The sequence below is a fragment of the Planomonospora corallina genome (genome assembly GCF_042650625.1).
GTDB lineage: Bacteria > Actinomycetota > Actinomycetes > Streptosporangiales > Streptosporangiaceae > Planomonospora_B > Planomonospora_B corallina.
This window is the reverse complement of sequence record NZ_JBHSBM010000036.1, coordinates 83229-99894: the sequence shown is the minus strand read 5'-3', so window position 1 is coordinate 99894 and position 16666 is coordinate 83229. Positions and strand designations below refer to the sequence as shown.

The following is a 16666-nucleotide window of genomic DNA, read 5'->3' as shown; positions in this document are numbered from 1 at the left end:
CGGCCGTCGCCGACGGGCACGGCCGAAGACGAGCCGCCGGCCGCCGCGTCCCGTGTCCGGGGCCCGGACGGCCGTGAATTCCCCTCGCTGCGCGAGCGCTGGGGCGTCTATGGTGTGCGCCATGATCGACAAGGAGATCCTGGAGTACTACGGGCACGGCCTGGAGCAGGACCGGCTGGCCGCCGGGGGACGGCGGATCGAGTTCCTCCGGATGCGGGACCTGCTGGAGCGGCATCTGCCACCGCCTCCCGCGCGGGTGCTGGACGTGGGCGGCGGCGCCGGCGTCTACGCGCTGCCGCTGGCGGAGGCCGGATATGAGGTGCACCTCGTCGACCCGGTGCCGCTCCACGTCGAGCAGGCCGCGGCCGCCCCGCTGGCGGGCGTCACGGTCGGCGATGCCCGGGCGCTGGAAGCCGCCGAGGACAGTGCCGACGCCGTGCTGCTGCTCGGCCCGCTGTACCACCTGACCGGGAAGGAGGACCGCCTCGCGGCGCTGCGCGAGGCCCGGCGGGTGGCGCGACCCGGAGGAGTCGTCATCGCGAAGGCGCTGTCCCGGCTCTATCCGGTCTTCGAGGCCCTGGCCGGAGGCCGGCCGCCCGGGCCCGGGGAGATCGAGGAGACCGCGCGGTTCCTCGACGACGGGCAGTACCGCAACCCGGGCGGTGACCCCATGGGGTTCACGACCTCCTACTTCCACCGGCCGGAGGAGTTGGCCGGCGAGGTGCGGGAGGCGGGGCTGGAGCTGCGCGCCCTCGTCGCGGTGAGCGGGAACGTCAAGCTCCTTCCCGGCATCGAGCAGCAGATGGAGGACGCCGCGCGGCGCGACCATCTGCTGTCCGTGCTCCGCCTGGTCGAGACGGAGCCCTCGGCCGTCGGCATGAGCCAGAACTTCGTCGCGATCACGCGGGCATGACGCCACTCCGGTCGCGGGGGATCGCTGACCGCCGATCGCCGATCGCTGACTGCCGGCCGCCGACCGCCGCCCGTGCCGGCCTCCGGTCGGCGATAGGCTTGCGCCGTCCTGACCCCGACATCTGGAAGGTCCTGCCGTGGACGACAGTCAGCCGCGTTTCCTCGACGACGTGACCGTGGAGCTGGTCAAGCACAGCGCCTCGGACACCGACGTGCTCTGGGCGGCCCGGGTGTCCACCGCGGGGGAGCAGTCGCTGGACGAGATCGGCAAGGACCCCGAGCGGTCCAAGGGGCTGATCAACTATCTGATGCGGGACCGGCACGGCAGCCCGTTCGAGCACAACGCCATGACCTTCCTCGTCAGCGCCCCGATCTTCGTCTTCCGTGAGTTCCATCGGCACCGCGTTGGATGGTGTCTGGCGGGTGATTCGGAGATCACTCTGGTGAGTGAGAAGGGTCATGTCCGAAGGCGGACGATTGCGGAGCTGTACCGTCTCTGGCATCACGGAGTCGAGGACACACTGCCCATGACCCGCGGAGGCGTGTCATGGCACGCGAAGGCGGGGAAGTGGAACGCACAGGTACGGATCGCGGGTGTGTTCCATTATCTGGGTCTGTACGACACAAGGGAGTCGGCCGAGAGTGCTGTGGCCGCGTTCAGAGCGGAGAACCCGTCCAAGAGGACACGGAAGCTGGCCTCGGTCCACCGCAATCATGTGCGTTGCTACGACGAGACCACTCTTCTGGCGTCGCGCGCCAGGATCCTGGACGTCATGGAGTCCGGAGTCAAGAGGTTGATCCGGCTGACCACTGCCGGCGGCAGATCCGTTAGGTGCTCCGTCGACCATGCGATGCTCACACCCGATGGCTGGCGAAAGGCAGGTGAGTTGGAGGTCGGAGACGAGCTCATGGCTGCCGGAACTGCTCCGCGTCCTTCAGAGGCGCTGATCCCTCCGTCCCTGCGACGCGGTATCGGTGTCTGGACCTCCATGCAGCGTGGTCGGCTCATCAAGGAGACCGATACCTGTTACCTGTGCTCCGGGAGCTTTCCTCGGGAAGAACTGACACTCGACCATGTCGTCCCCGTGGCCGCTGATCTGTTGAAAGCTCTGGACGAGCGTAATCTCGCGCCTGCGTGCCGTTCATGCCATCGTAAGAAGACCGACTCCGAGCAGGCTCTAGCGAAGCGTGGCGGGAAGGTCTCCATCGCGAAACCCGATCCGATCGTCTCGATCGAAGAGGACGGCGAGGAGATGACGTACGACCTGTCGGTCGAAGGCCCCTGGCATAACTTTCTCGCCAACGGAATCGTGGTCCACAATTCGTACAACGAGGAGAGCGGAAGGTATCGAGAGCTCCAGCCCAAGTTCTACGTCCCGGGCGGTGCTCGCAAGCTGGTGCAGGAGGGGCGGCCGGGCAAGTACGTCTTCGTGGAGGGGACCGAGGAGCAGCACAAGGTCGTCACCGAGGCGATGGAGACGTCCTACCGGCAGTCGTACGCGGCCTACCAGGAGATGCTGGAGGCCGGAGTGGCCCGGGAGGTGGCCCGGGCCGTGCTGCCCGTCGGGCTCTTCTCCTCGATGTACGCCACCTGCAACGCCCGCTCGCTGATGCACTTCCTGTCCCTGCGCACCAAGAGCGAGCAGGCGAAGGTGCCGTCGTTCCCGCAGCGGGAGATCGAGATGGTGGCCGAGAAGATGGAGGCCGCCTGGGCGGAGCTGATGCCGCTCACGCACGCCGCCTTCGTGGCGAACGGCCGCGTCGCCCCCTGACGCGGGGATCTCCCTGAGCGCCTGTTGGCGAAGGTGGCTATGCCGGTGGGAAGTGGATCTGGATCAAAGTCCGTGAAACGCCGACTATCGGCGATCACATCGCCGACGCAGGAGGCGTCGGGTGATCGCGATTTCGTAACTCGAGATACATCAAAGCGGCCGCATCGTCATGATCCGGTTCATCCCGGAACTGATCATCACGAGCGGTCGCGAGGTCATTGTGCAGCACGCCTTGGCGGGCGAGGAAGCCTGCTGTGTCACCCTGCTGTTCCCACATCTCCACCAGGTGCACATCCAATCGATCGAGCAAGAGGGCGAGGGCGTACTGATCACGGCTCGGCCGCGAGCTGAGGATGCGACGTGTCAGCGATGCGCCACCCCGTCCGGCGTCGATCGCAGGGACGCGTATGCTGCCCGGCGTTGAGATCACCAGCTGGGTGGGTTACGAGGAGTGCCTGATGTTGTATGGGCGGGAGCCTGAGCAGCGGGAACTCGGCCGGCTCCTGGCGGAGGTCGCTTCTGGCCGGGGCGGCGCCGTCGTGGTCCTGGGTGAGCCGGGTGGCGGCAAGTCGGCGCTGCTGCAGTGGGCGGGCTCGGGCCAGGGGTTCCAGGTGTTGCGCTGCACGGGTGTGGAGAGCGAGGCGGAGCTGCCGTTCGCGGCGCTGCAGGCCCTGCTGTCCGGCGTGATGGGGCATCTGGTCGGTATTCCCGGCCCGCAGGCGGAGGCGTTGCGGGCGGCGCTGGGATTGGCCGCACCGGGGGGTGACAACCGCTTTCTGGTCGGCCTGGCCACGGTGTCGCTGCTGGCGGAGCTGGCCGCGGAGGGGCCGGTGTTGTGCCTGGTGGACGACGCTCAGTGGCTGGACCGGCCCTCGGCCGAGGCGCTGTCGTTCGCCGCTCGCCGGCTGGCGGCCGAGAAGGTGTTCTTGCTGTTCACGGCCCGGGAGGGGGCCATCCTGCCGGGCGTGCCCGAACTGGCGCTCAAGCGGCTGGATCCTATGGCGGCACGGGCGCTGCTGGCCGAGCACGCTCCCGACCTGCCCGCCCACATACGCGACCGGGTGCTGGCTGAGGCCGACGGCAACCCGCTGGCCCTGCTGGAGCTGCCCAGGACCGACGACGGCGACCCGCGGCACCTGCCGCTGCCGCACCGCCTGCAGGACGCCTACCGGCGGCGCATCGCCGAGTTGTCCGCACCGACCCGTAACGCCCTCCTGATCGCGGCGGCGGAGGAGAGCGGCGCGCTGGCCGCCACGCTGTGCGCCATGGCAGGTCTCGGGCTCACGGCCGACGCGCTGGCGGCGGCCGAGGCTGAGGGGCTGATCAGCGTGGAAGACCAGACGGTCGTCTTCCGCCACCCGCTCATCCGTACGGCCGCCTACCGGGGCGCGCCGTTCACCGGCCGGTTGGCCGCGCACGCCGCGCTCGCAGACGCGCTGGCCGGCGATCCTGACCGGGCGGCCTGGCACCGGGCGGCGGCGGCCACAGGACCGGACGAGGGGGTGGCGGCGGACCTGGAGGCGGCGGCTCTGCGGGCCCGCCGGCGTTCCGGGCACGCCACGGCGGTCGCGGCCTTGGAACGGGCCGTCCGGCTCACCGCCGAGGAGGCGGAGCGGGCGCGGCGGCTGGCGCTGGCCGCCGAGATCGCTGTGGACGCGGGGCTGCCCGATCGCGCCCGTCACCTGGCCGGTCAGGCGCTGCGGCTGACCGAGGACGCCCGGCTGCTGGCGCGCGTCGCGGCGGTGCGGGCGCGGGTGGAGTTCGAGCACGGCTCGCTGCATACGGCGCACGAGGTGCTGGTCACGGCGGCTCGCCAGGTCGCGCCGCTCGATCCGGACGCCGCTGCGTCCATGCTGGCGGACGCGTCGCGGGCATCCTGGTCGGCCGGAGAACCCGGGCGGGTGGCGCAGGCCCGCCGCATTCTCGCGGAACTGCCGCCGGATCCGGTCAGGGACATGCTTGTCGCCTCCATCGGCGGGGCGCTGAAACTGTACTCCGACGACGCGACCGAGGCAGCCGACGGGGTGGCGCTACTGCGCGAGCACATCGCGCAGGGCAGGAACGCGCCGCCTGGGCTGCGGCTCAACGTGGCCTCGCAGGCGCTGCTGACCGGAGACTACGACGACACCCGCGACATCATGGCCGGCCTGGCGGAGGAGAGTCGCGCGAGCGGAGCGATCGGCTGGCTGCCGACGGTGCTGTGCACGCTGGCGACCGCCGAGATCAACCTCGGCCGCCATCGCGACGCGATCCAGTCCGCGAGCGAGGCGCTGCGCATCGCCGGGGACATCGGCCAGCCCAGCCACGCGGCCCACGCCGGGGCGCTGCTGGCGTACGTGGCCGCCGTCCGCGGCGACGAGCCCGGCACGCGTCCCGCCGAGCGGAACCTGCAACGCTTCCCCGCGCACGCCAACGCGCTGGTGGCCGCGTGGTCGGAGTGGGCGCTGGCGCTGCTCGACCTCGGCCACGGCCGCTACGAGGCTGCGCTGGACCGGCTGGAGACGGCCACCCGCGGCCCGATCCGGCACGTGGGTCCCGGTGTGCACTTCGCGGCCGACCAGGTGGAGGCCGCCGTGCGGCTCAGCCGCCCCGAGCGCGCCGCCGCGCCGTTGGCGCGGCTGGAGCAGTGGGCCGCCGCCGCCGGTCTGGCCTGGGAGGACGGGCTCGTGCTGCGTTGCCGCGCGCTGACGAGCGGGGACGGCTCGCTGTATGTGCGGGCGCTGGAGCTCCAGGGCGAGGCCCGGCCGTTCGAGCGGGCCCGCACCGAGCTGCTGTACGGCGAATGGCTGCGCCGCGAGCGGCATAAGGCCGAGGCCCGTACGCACCTGCGTGAGGCGCTGGAGCGGTTCGACCGGCTCGGCGCGGTCCCATGGGCCGAGCACGCCCGCGCCGAGCTGCGCGCGGCCGGCGAGAGCTCCGCTCCGGCGGTGGCGGACGCCGTATCCCAGCTCACCCCGCAGGAACTGCAGGTGGTACGGCTGGCGGCGACCGGCGCGACGAACAAGGAGATCGCCGCACGGCTGTTCCTCAGTCCCAAGACCGTCGGCCACCACCTCTACCGCGCCTTCCCCAAGCTGGGCGTCTCCACCCGGACGGAGCTGGCGCGTCTCAGTCTCGAATAGGGGAACATGCCCGATACCGCCGGGTGATCGCCGCTTCTACCGTCTTGACCCGCATCAAAGCGAACAAGACGAGGAGCGTGGCGGCCATGGAACTGGCCATCGACGTGGAGGGACTGGTCAAGTCCTTCGGCCGGGCCCGGGCCCTGGACGGGCTGGACTTGCGCGTACCAGCCGGGGAGGTGCACGGCTTCCTCGGCCCGAACGGGGCAGGCAAGTCGACCACCATCAGGACCCTGCTGGGCCTGCTGCGGGCCAACGCCGGCCGGGCCGTGCTGCTGGGTGGTGACCCCTGGCGCGAGGCGGCGGACCTGCACCGGCGGCTGGCGTACGTGCCGGGCGACGTGAGCCTGTGGCCCGGCCTGACCGGCGGCGAGGTGATCGACCTGCTCGGCCGGCTGCGCGGCGGCCTGGACCGGGCCCGGCGGGCGGAGCTGCTGGAGCGCTTCGAACTGGACCCGCGCAAGAAGGCCAAGACCTACTCCAAGGGCAACCGGCAGAAGGTCGCGCTGGTGGCGGCGTTCGCCTCCGACGCCGACCTGCTCATCCTGGACGAGCCCACCTCCGGCTTGGATCCGCTGATGGAGGCGGTGTTCCAGCGGTGCGTGGCCGAGGAGAAGGAGCGCGGCCGTACCGTGCTGCTGTCCAGCCACATCCTGTCGGAGGTCGAGGCGTTGTGCGACCGCGTCACGATCATCCGGCGGGGCCGTACGGTCGAGGCCGGCCCGCTGTCCAAGCTGCGGGGCCTGGTCCGCAGCCGGGTCAGCGCCGAGCTGGCCTCGCCGCCGAACGGCCTGACCCGGATGCCGGACCTGCACGAGGTTCAGGTCGACGGCAACCGGATCTCCTTCGAGGTGGACCGCACCCGGCTGGACGCGGCGCTGGCCGAGCTGATCCGAGTGGGCGTGCGCGATCTGACCTGCACCCCGCCCTCGTTGGAGGACCTGTTCCTGCGCCACTACGAGGGTGAGAAGGCGGAGCGATGAACGGCACCTGGACCCTGACCAAGCTCGCGCTCAAGCGTGAGCGCTTCGTCGTCCCGCTCTGGCTGCTGCTGCTCGTTGCGCTCGCGGCCGGGCAGGTTCAGCGGTACGCCACCGGCATTCCCGACATCGCCGCGTTCGCCCGCGAGATGGCCGCCAACCAGGCACTGACCGCGTTCGCCGGCGAGGTGCACTCCGCCACTCTGGCGGGCATGGCGGTCTGGAAGAACGCCGACGCCATCTACACCATCCTCGGCTTGATCATGATCCTCACCGTCGTCCGGCACAGCCGGGGCGAGGAGGAGTCCGGCCGCGCCGAGCTGGTCGGCGCCGGCGTGGTCGGCCGTCTCGCGCCGCTGACCGCCGCGCTCGCCGTCACGTGCGGTTCGGCCGTGCTGGCGGGGCTGCTCACCGCCGCCGCCATGACCGCGACCGGCGCCGATACGGCCGGCTCGCTGGCCTTCGGCGCCGCGATCACCGCCGTCGCCCTGGTCTTCGCCGGCATGGGCGCGGTGGCCGCCCAGCTCACCCAGACCGCCCGCACCGCCATCGGCGTGGCCGCGCTCGGTCTCGGTGTCAGCTACGTGCTGCGCTTCCTCGCCGACGGCAGCGGCGTGACCGCGCTCAAGTGGCTCTCACCGCAAGGCTGGTCGCACCTGGTACGCCCGTACGGGGACGACAACATGGCCGTACTGCTGCTCAGCCTTGCCTTCACCGCCGGGTCCCTCGCCCTGGCCTACCGGCTGCTCACCCGGCGCGACCTGGGCCACGGCCTGATCCCCGAACGCCCGGGACCGGCATCGTCCGACCGGCTGCGCAGCCCGTTGATCCTGGCCTGGCGGCTGCAGAAGGGCCTGCTCTTCGGGTGGATCGCCGGGTACGCGATCGCCGGGCTGGCCCTCGGCGCGCTGGGCACCTCCGTCGAGGAGGTCGCCCGGCAGGGCGCCGCCGTGGAGGAGTTCTTCCACCGCTACACCGCCTCACCCGAGGCCACCATGACCGACGCCTACCTGTGGCTGATCGTGCTCAGCCTCGGCTACGTCTCGGCCCTGTACCCGCTGTTGGTCCTGCTGCGGCTGCGCAACGAGGAGATCTCAGGCCGCGCCGAGCTGCTCTTGTCCACCCCGGTCTCCCGTGCGCGCTGGGTCGGAGGCCACTTGCTCTTCGCCCTGGCAGGAAGCACGCTGATCCTCGCCGCCGCGGGGCTGACCATGGGCCTGGCGGCCGGGGCGCCCGGCAAGGCGCTCGCGGGCGCCCTGGTCCAGGTGCCCGCCACCTGGGTCCTGGCCGGGATCGGCGTCCTAGCCTTCGGGCTGTTCCCCCGCGCCGCCGCCGCGATCTCCTGGGCGACCTTCCTGTTCGTCAACCTCTTCGGCGAGGTGCTCGGCCCGATCCTGGGCATCGACTACTGGATCGCCAAGTACGCCGTGCCCTACCCCAACCTGCCCATGGTCATCACGGGTGAGCCCTTCACGGCCAACGCCATCACGATCATGACAGGCATCACCGCCGTCCTCGTCGCGGTCGGCCTGAGCGCCGTCAGACGCAGGGCACTCACCTGAGCTGCAAGGACCGTTACGGAGAATCCGCCCGGCGACCCGGGCGGATTCTCCCGGTACCTGTCAAATCTGTTGAGACATCAAGCCACGTTCGGTGTCTGTGCTGCGGCCTGGGCTTCGTCGGCTTCGGGAGCCGCCGGCGGCTGGCTGCTCCACACCCGCGCCGGCAGCGGCGGCGGACTCGGCCGCCGACCGCGGAACCACTCGGGATGCACCAAGTGCGCCGTGGCCGGCCCCCCGGGAGACGGCGTCCGCGCTCCCGAAAGCCCTCTCCGTCGGGTCGAGGAGCCCGTGGGCCGATCCGGACGTGCCCAGGCTAGGTTGATCACGATCTGTCCTGCCCTGAGAGGAGCCCTGGGCCCATGGCCTCCATCCGCCACGAAATCTTGATCGACGCATCTCCCGAGCACACCTGGGACGTGCTCCGCGACGTCGGCGCCGTGCACGAGCGCCTGCTGCCGGGCCGCGTCGCCGACACCCGGATCGAGGGCGACCAGCGGCTCCTGACCTTCCCCGATGGACACGTGGTCCGAGAGCTCATCGTCGCGGTCGACGACGACGCCCGCCGGCTGGCCTACTCCGTCGTCGAAGGCGCCCGGCCGCCGCTCGAGCATCACCACGCCTCGTTCGAGGTTCATCCTGCCGGAGACCTGGCGAGCCGGCTGATCTGGACCACCGACATCCTGCCGCACTCGGTCGCCCCCGAGACCCGGATGCGCATCGAGCGCGGCGCGGTGGAGATGAAGCAGGCGATCGAGGCGGCGGTACGGGGCTGACCCGCAGACCGGGGCCGATACCCCTTCCCGCCTGGCGGCGCCGGCAGATTCCCGCCTGGCGGCGCCGTCAGAGCAGGGTCGCGCGGACGGTGAGCACGTCGGGCAGGTGGCGGGCGACGGCGGACCAGCTCTCGCCGTCGTCGCGGGAGCCGTACACCTCGCCGTCGCGGGTGCCGAAGAAGACGCCGGCGCCGGAGGCGCACATCGCGTCGCGCAGCACGCTCGAGTGGACCGGCTCGTCGGGCAGGCCCGCGCTGAGCGCCCGCCAGGAGCCGCCCGCGTCGTCGCTGCGGTAGACGCGGTAGCGGTGGTCGACGGGGGTGCGGTCCATGTCGGCCTTGAGCGGGAAGACGTAGACGGTGTCGGGCCGCTCGGGGTGCACGACGATCGGGAAGCCGAAGTCGGAGGGGAGCCCGTCGCCGATCGAGGTCCAGGAGTCGCCGAAGTCGTCGCTGCGGTAGACGCCGAAGTGGTGCTGGAGGAAGAGGCGCTCGGGGCGGGAGGGATGCCCGGTCACCTTGTGCACGCACTGGCCGAACTCGGGATACTGCGAGCCCTCGGGCAGGAACGGGGCCCGGATGCCCCGATTGGCCGCCTCCCAGGTGGTGCCGCCGTCGGTGCTGCGGTAGAAGCCGCCGGTGGAGACGGCGATCGCGATGGTCTTCGGGTCGGCGGGATGGGGCAGCACGGTGTGCATGCAGAGCCCGCCGCCGCCGGGATGCCACTGGGCCCGGTGCGGGTGGTTCCACAGGCCCTCGACCAGGGAGAAGGTGACCCCGCGGTCCTCGGAGCGGAACAGTGCCCCCGGCTCGACCCCGGCCCAGACCACGTCGGGCTCGCTGGGGGAGGGCTGGAGCTGCCAGACGCGCTCCAGCGCGGCGCCGGTCTCCTCGGGGAAGGCGATAGGGGCGCGCTCGGCCTCCTGCCAGGTGGCGCCGAGGTCGTCGGACCACATCACGGACGGGCCGAAGTGGCCGTACTCGATGCCGGCGAGGAGGCGGGGCGCCGGGCCCCGGGTGTCGATCGCCACCGCGGACACCCCGATGGTGGAGAAGCGGACCGGTTCGACCTCGAACGGGCCGCCGCCGGTGGATCGGGCGAGGAAAAGGCCCTTGCGGGTGCCGATGGCCAGGAGTGCGTCACGCATCTCGTCTCCTTTCGGTTCGGCCCCATGGTTCCACGGCGCACGCGAAATCGCACGTGTTGTCGAATCATCGTTCCGTATTGGAACGAAAAGTCGTTTTTGTGGAGGGGAAGGCGGAGTCCGCTCAGAACTCGCTCAGGGCGACGTCCCGGTGGATGCACGCCGGGGGCACCCCCGCGCGCCGGAGGCGCCGGACCGTCTCGTCGACCATGGGGGCGGGCCCGCAGACGTAGGCGTCGTGCCCGGCCCAGGAGCGGAAGCGCTCCACCACCTCGGGCACCCGGCCGCGCATCCCGTCGTAGCCGGGCTCGTCGGAGACCACGGGGAGCACCCGCAGCCAGGGGAAGCTCGACTCCAGCCGGAGGAGGTCCGGCAGGTCGTAGAGGTCGTTCGCGCGGCGGGCGCCGTACAGCAGGTGGATGTTGGGGCGCCGGCCGGAGGCGATCACGTGCTCCACGATGGCCTTGAGCGGGGCCAGGCCGGTGCCGCCGGCGACGCAGAGCAGGTCGCGGCCGGAGTCGGCGGGGGTCATCGTGCCGACCGGCGGGCCGAGCGTCAGGGTGTCGCCGATGCGGGTGTGCTCGACCAGCGCGGTGGACACCCAGCCGCCGGGGACCGCCCGCACGTGCAGGCGGACCGTGTTGTCCGGGCGCGGGGCGTTGGCGATGGAGAACGTGCGCCACACGCGGGGCCAGCGCGGGGTCTGCACGTTGACGTACTGGCCCGGCAGGTACGGCAGGCGCTGCCCGGGCCGGAGCGTGATCACCGCGATGTCCCGGGTGCGGCGCTCGTGGTCGATCACCTCGGCCGTCCACCAGGCGGGGCAGACCCCGGCGTCGGCCTCGGCCGCCTCGATCATCATGCCCGCGGCGGTGGCGTAGGCGGCGGTCCAGGCCGCCTCGATCTCCTCCGTCCAGATCTCGGCGGCGAAGCGCCGGACCGTGGCGAGCAGGGCCCTGCCGATCACGGGGTAGTGCTCGGGGAGCACTCCGTACTTGCGGTGGTCGCGGCCGAGCTGGCAGAGGAAGGGCGCCAGCCCGTCCGGGCTGTCGACGCTCCAGGCGATCCTGGCCAGCGCGTTGAACAGGCGGTCGCGCTGGACGTCCATGGCCGGTGGGAACATGCCCCGCAGATGGGGGCTCTCGGCGAACAGGCGGCCGTAGAAGTACGCCGCGGCCTTGTCCGCGACGGGTTCGACGACGGCGAAGCTCTCCTTGACGAGACGCGGATTCAATGACATGTGACGGAACCCAACCTGAGTGACCGGGCCGCTGCCCGGTCGTGCAGACGCACCTCCCTGACGGTTCCGGGTGGTGAGTGCCCGGAGGCCCCGGCCCTCGGTCGCTCGAATTCGAGTCTTCCATCACGTACTGAGCGTCACAACCGTTTCCCGGCAATATGGTGCGAAGCCAACGAGTCGCAGGTGGTCCGCCGTTGCCCGTCGTCCGGGTGATTTCCGGGGCGGGCTAATGAATGAGAATCGCATTCGGGCTGACCTGGGCGTCCGCGGAGGGCGAGGACGGCCTCCCGGCCCCGGTGAATCGCCTTTTCCGGGGACGATATCCCTCCGCTATCCCTCCGCTATCCCTCCGCTGCGGCCGCAGAGCCGCTTCCGGTGAGATCACACCGATACCCGGGATGTGTGACATAGGGCAAATACTGTGCGCCATGATGGGGGTGCTGCTGTAGATGGGATGGGCGTGGCCCGCGCGCGGGCGGCGCGCCCCCGCGCATGGCCTGGAGGACGCATGTCCCGACCCCTGATCGGTATCACCGCCTACCTCGAGGCCGCCCGCTGGGGCACGTGGGTCCGCGAGGCCGTCCTGTCCCCCGTGCCCTACGCCCGCGCGGTGGAGAAGGCCGGCGGCGTCCCGGTCCTGCTGCCGCCGCTCGGCCCGGGCGGGGCGGAGGACTACACGGGCCACCTGTCCGGCCTGATCCTGGCCGGCGGCGCCGAACTCGATCCCGGCCTGTACGGCGCGGCCCCCGACCCGCGCCTCGACGCCCCCGACCGGCACCGCGACCGGTTCGAGCTGGCCCTGGCCCGTGCCGCCGTGCAGGCCGGGCTGCCGCTGCTGGGCATCGGCAGGGGCATGCACGTCCTCAACGTCGCCCAGGGCGGCAGTCTGATCCCCTGGCTGCCCGACGTCGTCGGGCACGAGCGGCACGGGGAGGCCGGCCGTACGCACACCGTCCAGATCAGCGTCTCCAGCGCACTGGGCAAGGCGCTCGGCGACCGTGCCGAGGTGCCCGCGCCGCACCGGCAGGCCGTCCGGCGCCTGGGCGCCGGGCTGCTCGCGGTGGCCTGGGCCGACGACCAGATCGTGGAGGGCGTGGAACTGCAGGGCCATCGCTTCGCCGTCGGCGTGCAGTGGCATCCCGAGCGCGGCGGGGACAACCGCCTCGTCGAGGCCCTGGTGGAGGCGGCCCGCTGAGCTCCCGCGGCCCGCCGCGCAGGGTCGCCCGCGGTGCGCGGGCGGGGCGGTCCACGGGGTTTCCACAGGGCGCGGCGTCACCTGCCGAACGTCCACAGGACGCGGTGTCGCCCGCGGCGCGCTCGAGGCCGCCGAGTAAGGTTCGGCCATGGCGTTGCATCCCCAGGCAGAGGCCTACCTCGATCTCTTCCCCACCGACCTCGGCACGCCCCTCGCCGACCTCACCCCCCAGGCGATCGCCGAGATGCGGGCCCTGGACGGGTTCGCCGAGCAGCGAGGGCCGGTCATCCCGCTCCCGGTCGTGCGCGACGAGGTCGCGGGCGGCGTGCCGGTCCGCGTCTACCGGGCCGACGCCGGGAGCCACCCGCTCCCGGCACTCGTCTACTTCCACGGCGGCGGCTGGGTGTTCGGCAGCGTGGCCCGTAACGACCCGCTCGCCCGGGACCTGGCCGCGCGCACCGGCGCGGTGGTGGTCTCGGTGGACTACCGGCTCGCCCCCGAGCATCCCTTCCCCGCCGCGGCCGACGACGCGTGGGCCGCGGTCGAGGACGTCTTCGCCCGCCCGTCCTTCTACGGCGCCGACCCGGAGCGGATCGCGGTCCTCGGCGACAGCGCGGGCGGGAACCTCGCCGCCGTGGCCGCCTGGCAGGCCCGCGACGCAGGGCTGCGCCTGGCCCACCAGGCGCTGATATACCCGGTCACCGACGTGGCGATGGACACGCTGAGCTACCGGGCCTACGCCACCGGCTTCGGGCTCGGCGCCGACGAGATGGCCTGGTTCATCGCGCAGTACGGCGGGGATCCGGCCGACCCGAGACTGGCCCCGCTCCGCCTGGCCGACATGGCCGGCCTGGCCCCCGCGACGGTGGTCACCGCCGAGTGCGACCCGCTCTGCGACGAGGGCGCGGCCTACGCCGGGAGGCTGGAGCAGGCGGGGGTCCCGGTGGACTACCGGTGCTACGCCGGGGCCGTGCACGGCTTCTTCGGCCTGCCCGGCTTCTTCGACCAGGCGGTGGAGGCGCGGCAGTACGTCGCCGCGCGGCTGAAGGAGGCGTTCGCGTGAAGGATCAGGCGGGCCGTGAGGGCCGTGAGGGCCGTGAAGGTCACGAGAGCTGCAAGGGCTACGAGGGCTACGAGAAGCTGAAGGTCGACCGGGCGGCGGACGGGGTGCTCCGGATCGTGATCAGTGAGCCGCGCCGGCGCAATGCGGTGGACGTGACCGGCCACCGCGAGCTGGCCGAGATCTGGCGGCAGGTGGACCGCGACGACGACGTGCGCGCGGTGGTGATCCGGGGCGAGGGCGAGGCGTTCTCCGCCGGCGGCGACCTGTCGATGATCGAGGAGATGACGCGTGACCACGCCACGCGCATGCGGATCTTCGCGGAGGCCCGCGACATCGTCTACAACGTGCTCAACTGCTCCAAGCCGGTCGTCTCGGCGATCCAGGGCCCGGCGGTCGGCGCCGGGCTCGCGGTCGCGCTGCTGGCGGACATCTCGGTCGCCGGGCGGAGCGCGAAGATCATCGATGGGCACACCCGGCTCGGAGTCGCGGCGGGCGACCACGCGGCGATCGTCTGGCCGCTCCTGTGCGGCCTGGCCAAGGCCAAGTACCACCTGCTGCTCTGCGAGCCGGTCACCGGTGAGCAGGCCGAGGCGATGGGCCTGGTGAGCGTCTGCGTCGACGACGACCGGGTGCACGAGAAGGCACTGGAGATCGCCGCCCGCCTGGCGGAGGGATCGGCCGAGGCGATCCGTCTGACCAAGTACTCCCTGAACAACTGGCTCCGCCTGGCGGGCCCGTCCTTCGACGCCTCCCTGGCCATGGAATTCCTCGGCTTCACCGGGCCGGACGCGGCCGAGGGGGTGCGCGCGCTGCGCGACAAGCGCCCGCCCCGCTTCACCTGACGGGCGGGCCCGGCACCCGCCCCCCCCGTACGGCCCGTCGCACGGCCCGTCCCGGGCCGTGCCACGCCGTCACGCGGGGTCGGGCAGGCGGCTCAGCACCGGTTTCCGCACCTGCTGGAAGATCACCGAGGTGCGGAAACCGGCGATCTCCCGGCGCTGGCTGAGCTGGTCGAGCAGGAAGCCGTGCAGGTGGTCCAGGTCCTGCACGGCGACGTGGAGCAGGAAGTCGTCGCCGCCCGCCAGCACGAAGACGCTCAGCACCTCCGGCAGGGCGCTGACGGAGTTCTTGAAGCTCTCGATGACGGCCCGGCTGAGCGGGCGCACCTGCACCGAGACCATGGCCTGGACGCTCCGGTTGAGGGCGGCGTGGTCGATGTCCGCGTGATAGCCGCGGATCACGCCCCGGCGGGTGAGCGCGCGCACGCGCTCCAGGCAGGTCGAGGGGGCGATGCCGAGCGTCCGGGCGAGTTCCCGGTTCGATCTCCGCGCATCCGTCTGGAGAAGGCGGATGATTTCCGTATCAAGTTCGTCCATGACGATTATTCTCCGTCGATTCCGGCCGTTCGTTCGGCTGATCGTAGATCAAGCCATCCGTCTGCCTACCTTTCTTCCGACGTGACCGATCGAATTGAAGGCAGGTGGACGGATGGAACACCCGGGACGGAGCGCGCGGACGGCGGGAGCCGATGACGGGCCCGGCGCACCCGGCGCGTCCGGCGGACTGGGCGCGGCGCAGGGGACGGCGCTGCTCCTCGGGGCGGTGCTCGGGCCGGGCGTGCTCGCCCTGCCGCATCTGGCCGCGGCCGCCGCGGGCCCGGCCTCGATCGTGGCGTGGGCCGCGCTGCTGGCGCTCAGCGTGCCGGTCGCGCTGAGCTTCGCCGCGCTGGGCGGCCGTTTCCCCGACGGCGGCGGGGTGGCGACGTTCGCCGCGCGGGCCTTCGGCCCCCGTACGGCCGCGGTGACCGGCTGGTGGTTCTACTTCGCCGTCCCGATCGGGGTGCCGGCCGGGGCCATGATCGGCGCCGAGTACGTCGCCTCGGCTCTGGGTCTCGGCGCCGCCGGGATCACGGCGGTGGCCTGCGCCCTGCTGGTCGCGGCGTTCGCCGCCAACCACGCCGGGCTGCGCGTCTCCGGCGGGACGCAGCTGCTGCTGGCCGCGCTGCTGGCCGTCCTCCTGGTCGCCGCCGTCGCAGTGGCCCTGCCCTCCGTGCGGCCAGGCAACTTCGCGCCGTTCGCCCCGCACGGCTGGGGCGGGATCGCCGAGGCGGCCGGGGTGCTGTTCTTCGCCTTCGTCGGCTGGGAGGCGGCCAGCCACCTGTCGGCCGAGTTCGCCGACCCGCGCCGCCGGCTGCGGCGGGCGACGGTGCTCACCCTTGCCGTCGTCGGCGTGCTCTACCTGGGGCTGGCGGTGACCACCGTGGGCGTGCTCGGTGAGCGCGCGGCGACCTCACCGGTGCCGCTGGCCCTGCTGCTGGAACACGGCGCCGGGGACCTGGCCGGGCCGGTCACCGCCGGGGCGGCCCTGCTGCTGAGCTTCGGCGCGATCAACGCCTACCTCGCGGGGGGCGCCCGGCTCGGCGCCGCGCTCGCCCGCGACGGGGCCCTGCCCGCCCGGCTGGCCGCCGGCGCGGCCCCCGGCGAGGTGCCGCACCGCAGCCTGGCCCTGCTCGCCGTGTTGTGCGGCGCCGTCACCGCGGCGGTGGCGGGTCTGGGGATGGGGCTCGACCCGCTGCTGCGGGTCACCTCGGCCTGCCTGGCGGCGGTCACCGCGGTGGGCATGGCCGCCGCCGCCCGGCTGCTGACCGGACGGGGCCGCCGCCTCGCCGCGGTGGCCGCGGCCTTCACCGTCGTGCTGCTCGTCTCCTGCGGGCCGTACCTGCTGGCGCCCGTGGTGACGGCCGCGGTGGGGGCCGCAGCGGGGGCCGCGGCCGTGCGGGGGAGGAGGCGGCGGGCGGGACGGGGCGCGACGTCCAAGGCATCCGAGACCTCCGATGCCTCCGAGGCGCCGGATGCGCCGGAGGCGTCCAGGGCCTCCGCCTCCCCGCCCGCCTGAGCCGTCGC

14 protein-coding genes are annotated in these 16666 nt (G+C 72.4%); 10 read left to right on the top strand and 4 right to left on the bottom strand.

Annotated elements, in window-relative coordinates:
* The first annotated feature begins 121 nt into the window (after positions 1–121).
* Both ACFOWE_RS26350 and thyX read left to right on the top strand, forming a co-directional pair.
* The gene (locus ACFOWE_RS26350; protein WP_377292388.1) at positions 122–913 is read left to right on the top strand and encodes a class I SAM-dependent methyltransferase; all 792 of its coding nucleotides are present in this window, start codon (positions 122–124) and stop codon (positions 911–913) included.
* A gap of 136 nt (positions 914–1049) precedes the next feature.
* Positions 1050–2684 (top strand): FAD-dependent thymidylate synthase, encoded by a 1635-nt coding sequence (gene thyX, locus ACFOWE_RS26345; protein ID WP_377292386.1) that lies wholly within the window; start codon positions 1050–1052, stop codon positions 2682–2684.
* Positions 2685–2778: 94 nt separating this feature from the next.
* Here the strand turns inward: thyX and ACFOWE_RS26340 are convergent, their stop codons facing one another.
* Positions 2779–2994 (bottom strand): hypothetical protein, encoded by a 216-nt coding sequence (locus tag ACFOWE_RS26340; protein WP_377292384.1) that lies wholly within the window; start codon positions 2992–2994, stop codon positions 2779–2781.
* A gap of 97 nt (positions 2995–3091) precedes the next feature.
* Between ACFOWE_RS26340 and ACFOWE_RS26335 the strand changes: the two genes are divergently transcribed.
* From ACFOWE_RS26335 to ACFOWE_RS26320, 4 genes are all read left to right on the top strand, one after another.
* Positions 3092–5806: an ATP-binding protein gene (locus ACFOWE_RS26335; protein ID WP_377292382.1), complete on the top strand. Its 2715-nt coding sequence runs from the start codon at positions 3092–3094 to the stop codon at positions 5804–5806.
* Between the two features lie 86 nt (positions 5807–5892).
* Positions 5893–6789 carry an ABC transporter ATP-binding protein gene (locus ACFOWE_RS26330; RefSeq protein ID WP_377292426.1) on the top strand — a complete coding sequence of 299 codons (897 nt, stop codon included), beginning with the start codon at positions 5893–5895 and terminating at the stop codon, positions 6787–6789.
* Positions 6786–8348 carry an ABC transporter permease gene (locus ACFOWE_RS26325; RefSeq protein WP_377292380.1) on the top strand — a complete coding sequence of 521 codons (1563 nt, stop codon included), beginning with the start codon at positions 6786–6788 and terminating at the stop codon, positions 8346–8348. Before ACFOWE_RS26330 ends, ACFOWE_RS26325 begins: the two co-directional genes overlap by 4 nt.
* Positions 8349–8707: 359 nt before the next feature.
* Complete coding sequence (locus ACFOWE_RS26320) at positions 8708–9121, top strand: SRPBCC family protein (RefSeq protein WP_377292378.1); 414 nt, start codon at positions 8708–8710, stop codon at positions 9119–9121.
* Positions 9122–9188: 67 nt separating this feature from the next.
* Here the strand turns inward: ACFOWE_RS26320 and ACFOWE_RS26315 are convergent, their stop codons facing one another.
* The gene (locus ACFOWE_RS26315; protein ID WP_377292377.1) at positions 9189–10268 is read right to left on the bottom strand and encodes a WD40/YVTN/BNR-like repeat-containing protein; all 1080 of its coding nucleotides are present in this window, start codon (positions 10266–10268) and stop codon (positions 9189–9191) included.
* 121 nt (positions 10269–10389) lie between these two features.
* The gene (locus ACFOWE_RS26310) at positions 10390–11505 is read right to left on the bottom strand and encodes an FAD-binding oxidoreductase (RefSeq protein ID WP_377292376.1); all 1116 of its coding nucleotides are present in this window, start codon (positions 11503–11505) and stop codon (positions 10390–10392) included.
* Positions 11506–12013: 508 nt separating this feature from the next.
* Between ACFOWE_RS26310 and ACFOWE_RS26305 the strand changes: the two genes are divergently transcribed.
* From ACFOWE_RS26305 to ACFOWE_RS26295, 3 genes are all read left to right on the top strand, one after another.
* Complete coding sequence (locus ACFOWE_RS26305; protein ID WP_377292375.1) at positions 12014–12700, top strand: gamma-glutamyl-gamma-aminobutyrate hydrolase family protein; 687 nt, start codon at positions 12014–12016, stop codon at positions 12698–12700.
* A 148-nt stretch (positions 12701–12848) separates the two neighbouring features.
* Positions 12849–13763 (top strand): alpha/beta hydrolase, encoded by a 915-nt coding sequence (locus tag ACFOWE_RS26300; protein ID WP_377292373.1) that lies wholly within the window; start codon positions 12849–12851, stop codon positions 13761–13763.
* Positions 13760–14605 carry an enoyl-CoA hydratase/isomerase family protein gene (locus ACFOWE_RS26295; protein ID WP_377292371.1) on the top strand — a complete coding sequence of 282 codons (846 nt, stop codon included), beginning with the start codon at positions 13760–13762 and terminating at the stop codon, positions 14603–14605. Before ACFOWE_RS26300 ends, ACFOWE_RS26295 begins: the two co-directional genes overlap by 4 nt.
* A 69-nt stretch (positions 14606–14674) precedes the next feature.
* Here ACFOWE_RS26295 and ACFOWE_RS26290 read toward each other — a convergent pair whose 3' ends face one another.
* Entirely contained in the window at positions 14675–15139 is a 465-nt protein-coding gene (locus ACFOWE_RS26290) for an Lrp/AsnC family transcriptional regulator (protein ID WP_377292369.1), read from the bottom strand.
* Positions 15140–15251: 112 nt separating this feature from the next.
* Here ACFOWE_RS26290 and ACFOWE_RS26285 point away from each other — a divergent pair, with 112 nt between their 5' ends.
* Entirely contained in the window at positions 15252–16658 is a 1407-nt protein-coding gene (locus ACFOWE_RS26285; RefSeq protein ID WP_377292367.1) for an amino acid permease, read from the top strand.
* The last annotated feature ends 8 nt before the right edge of the window (positions 16659–16666 follow it).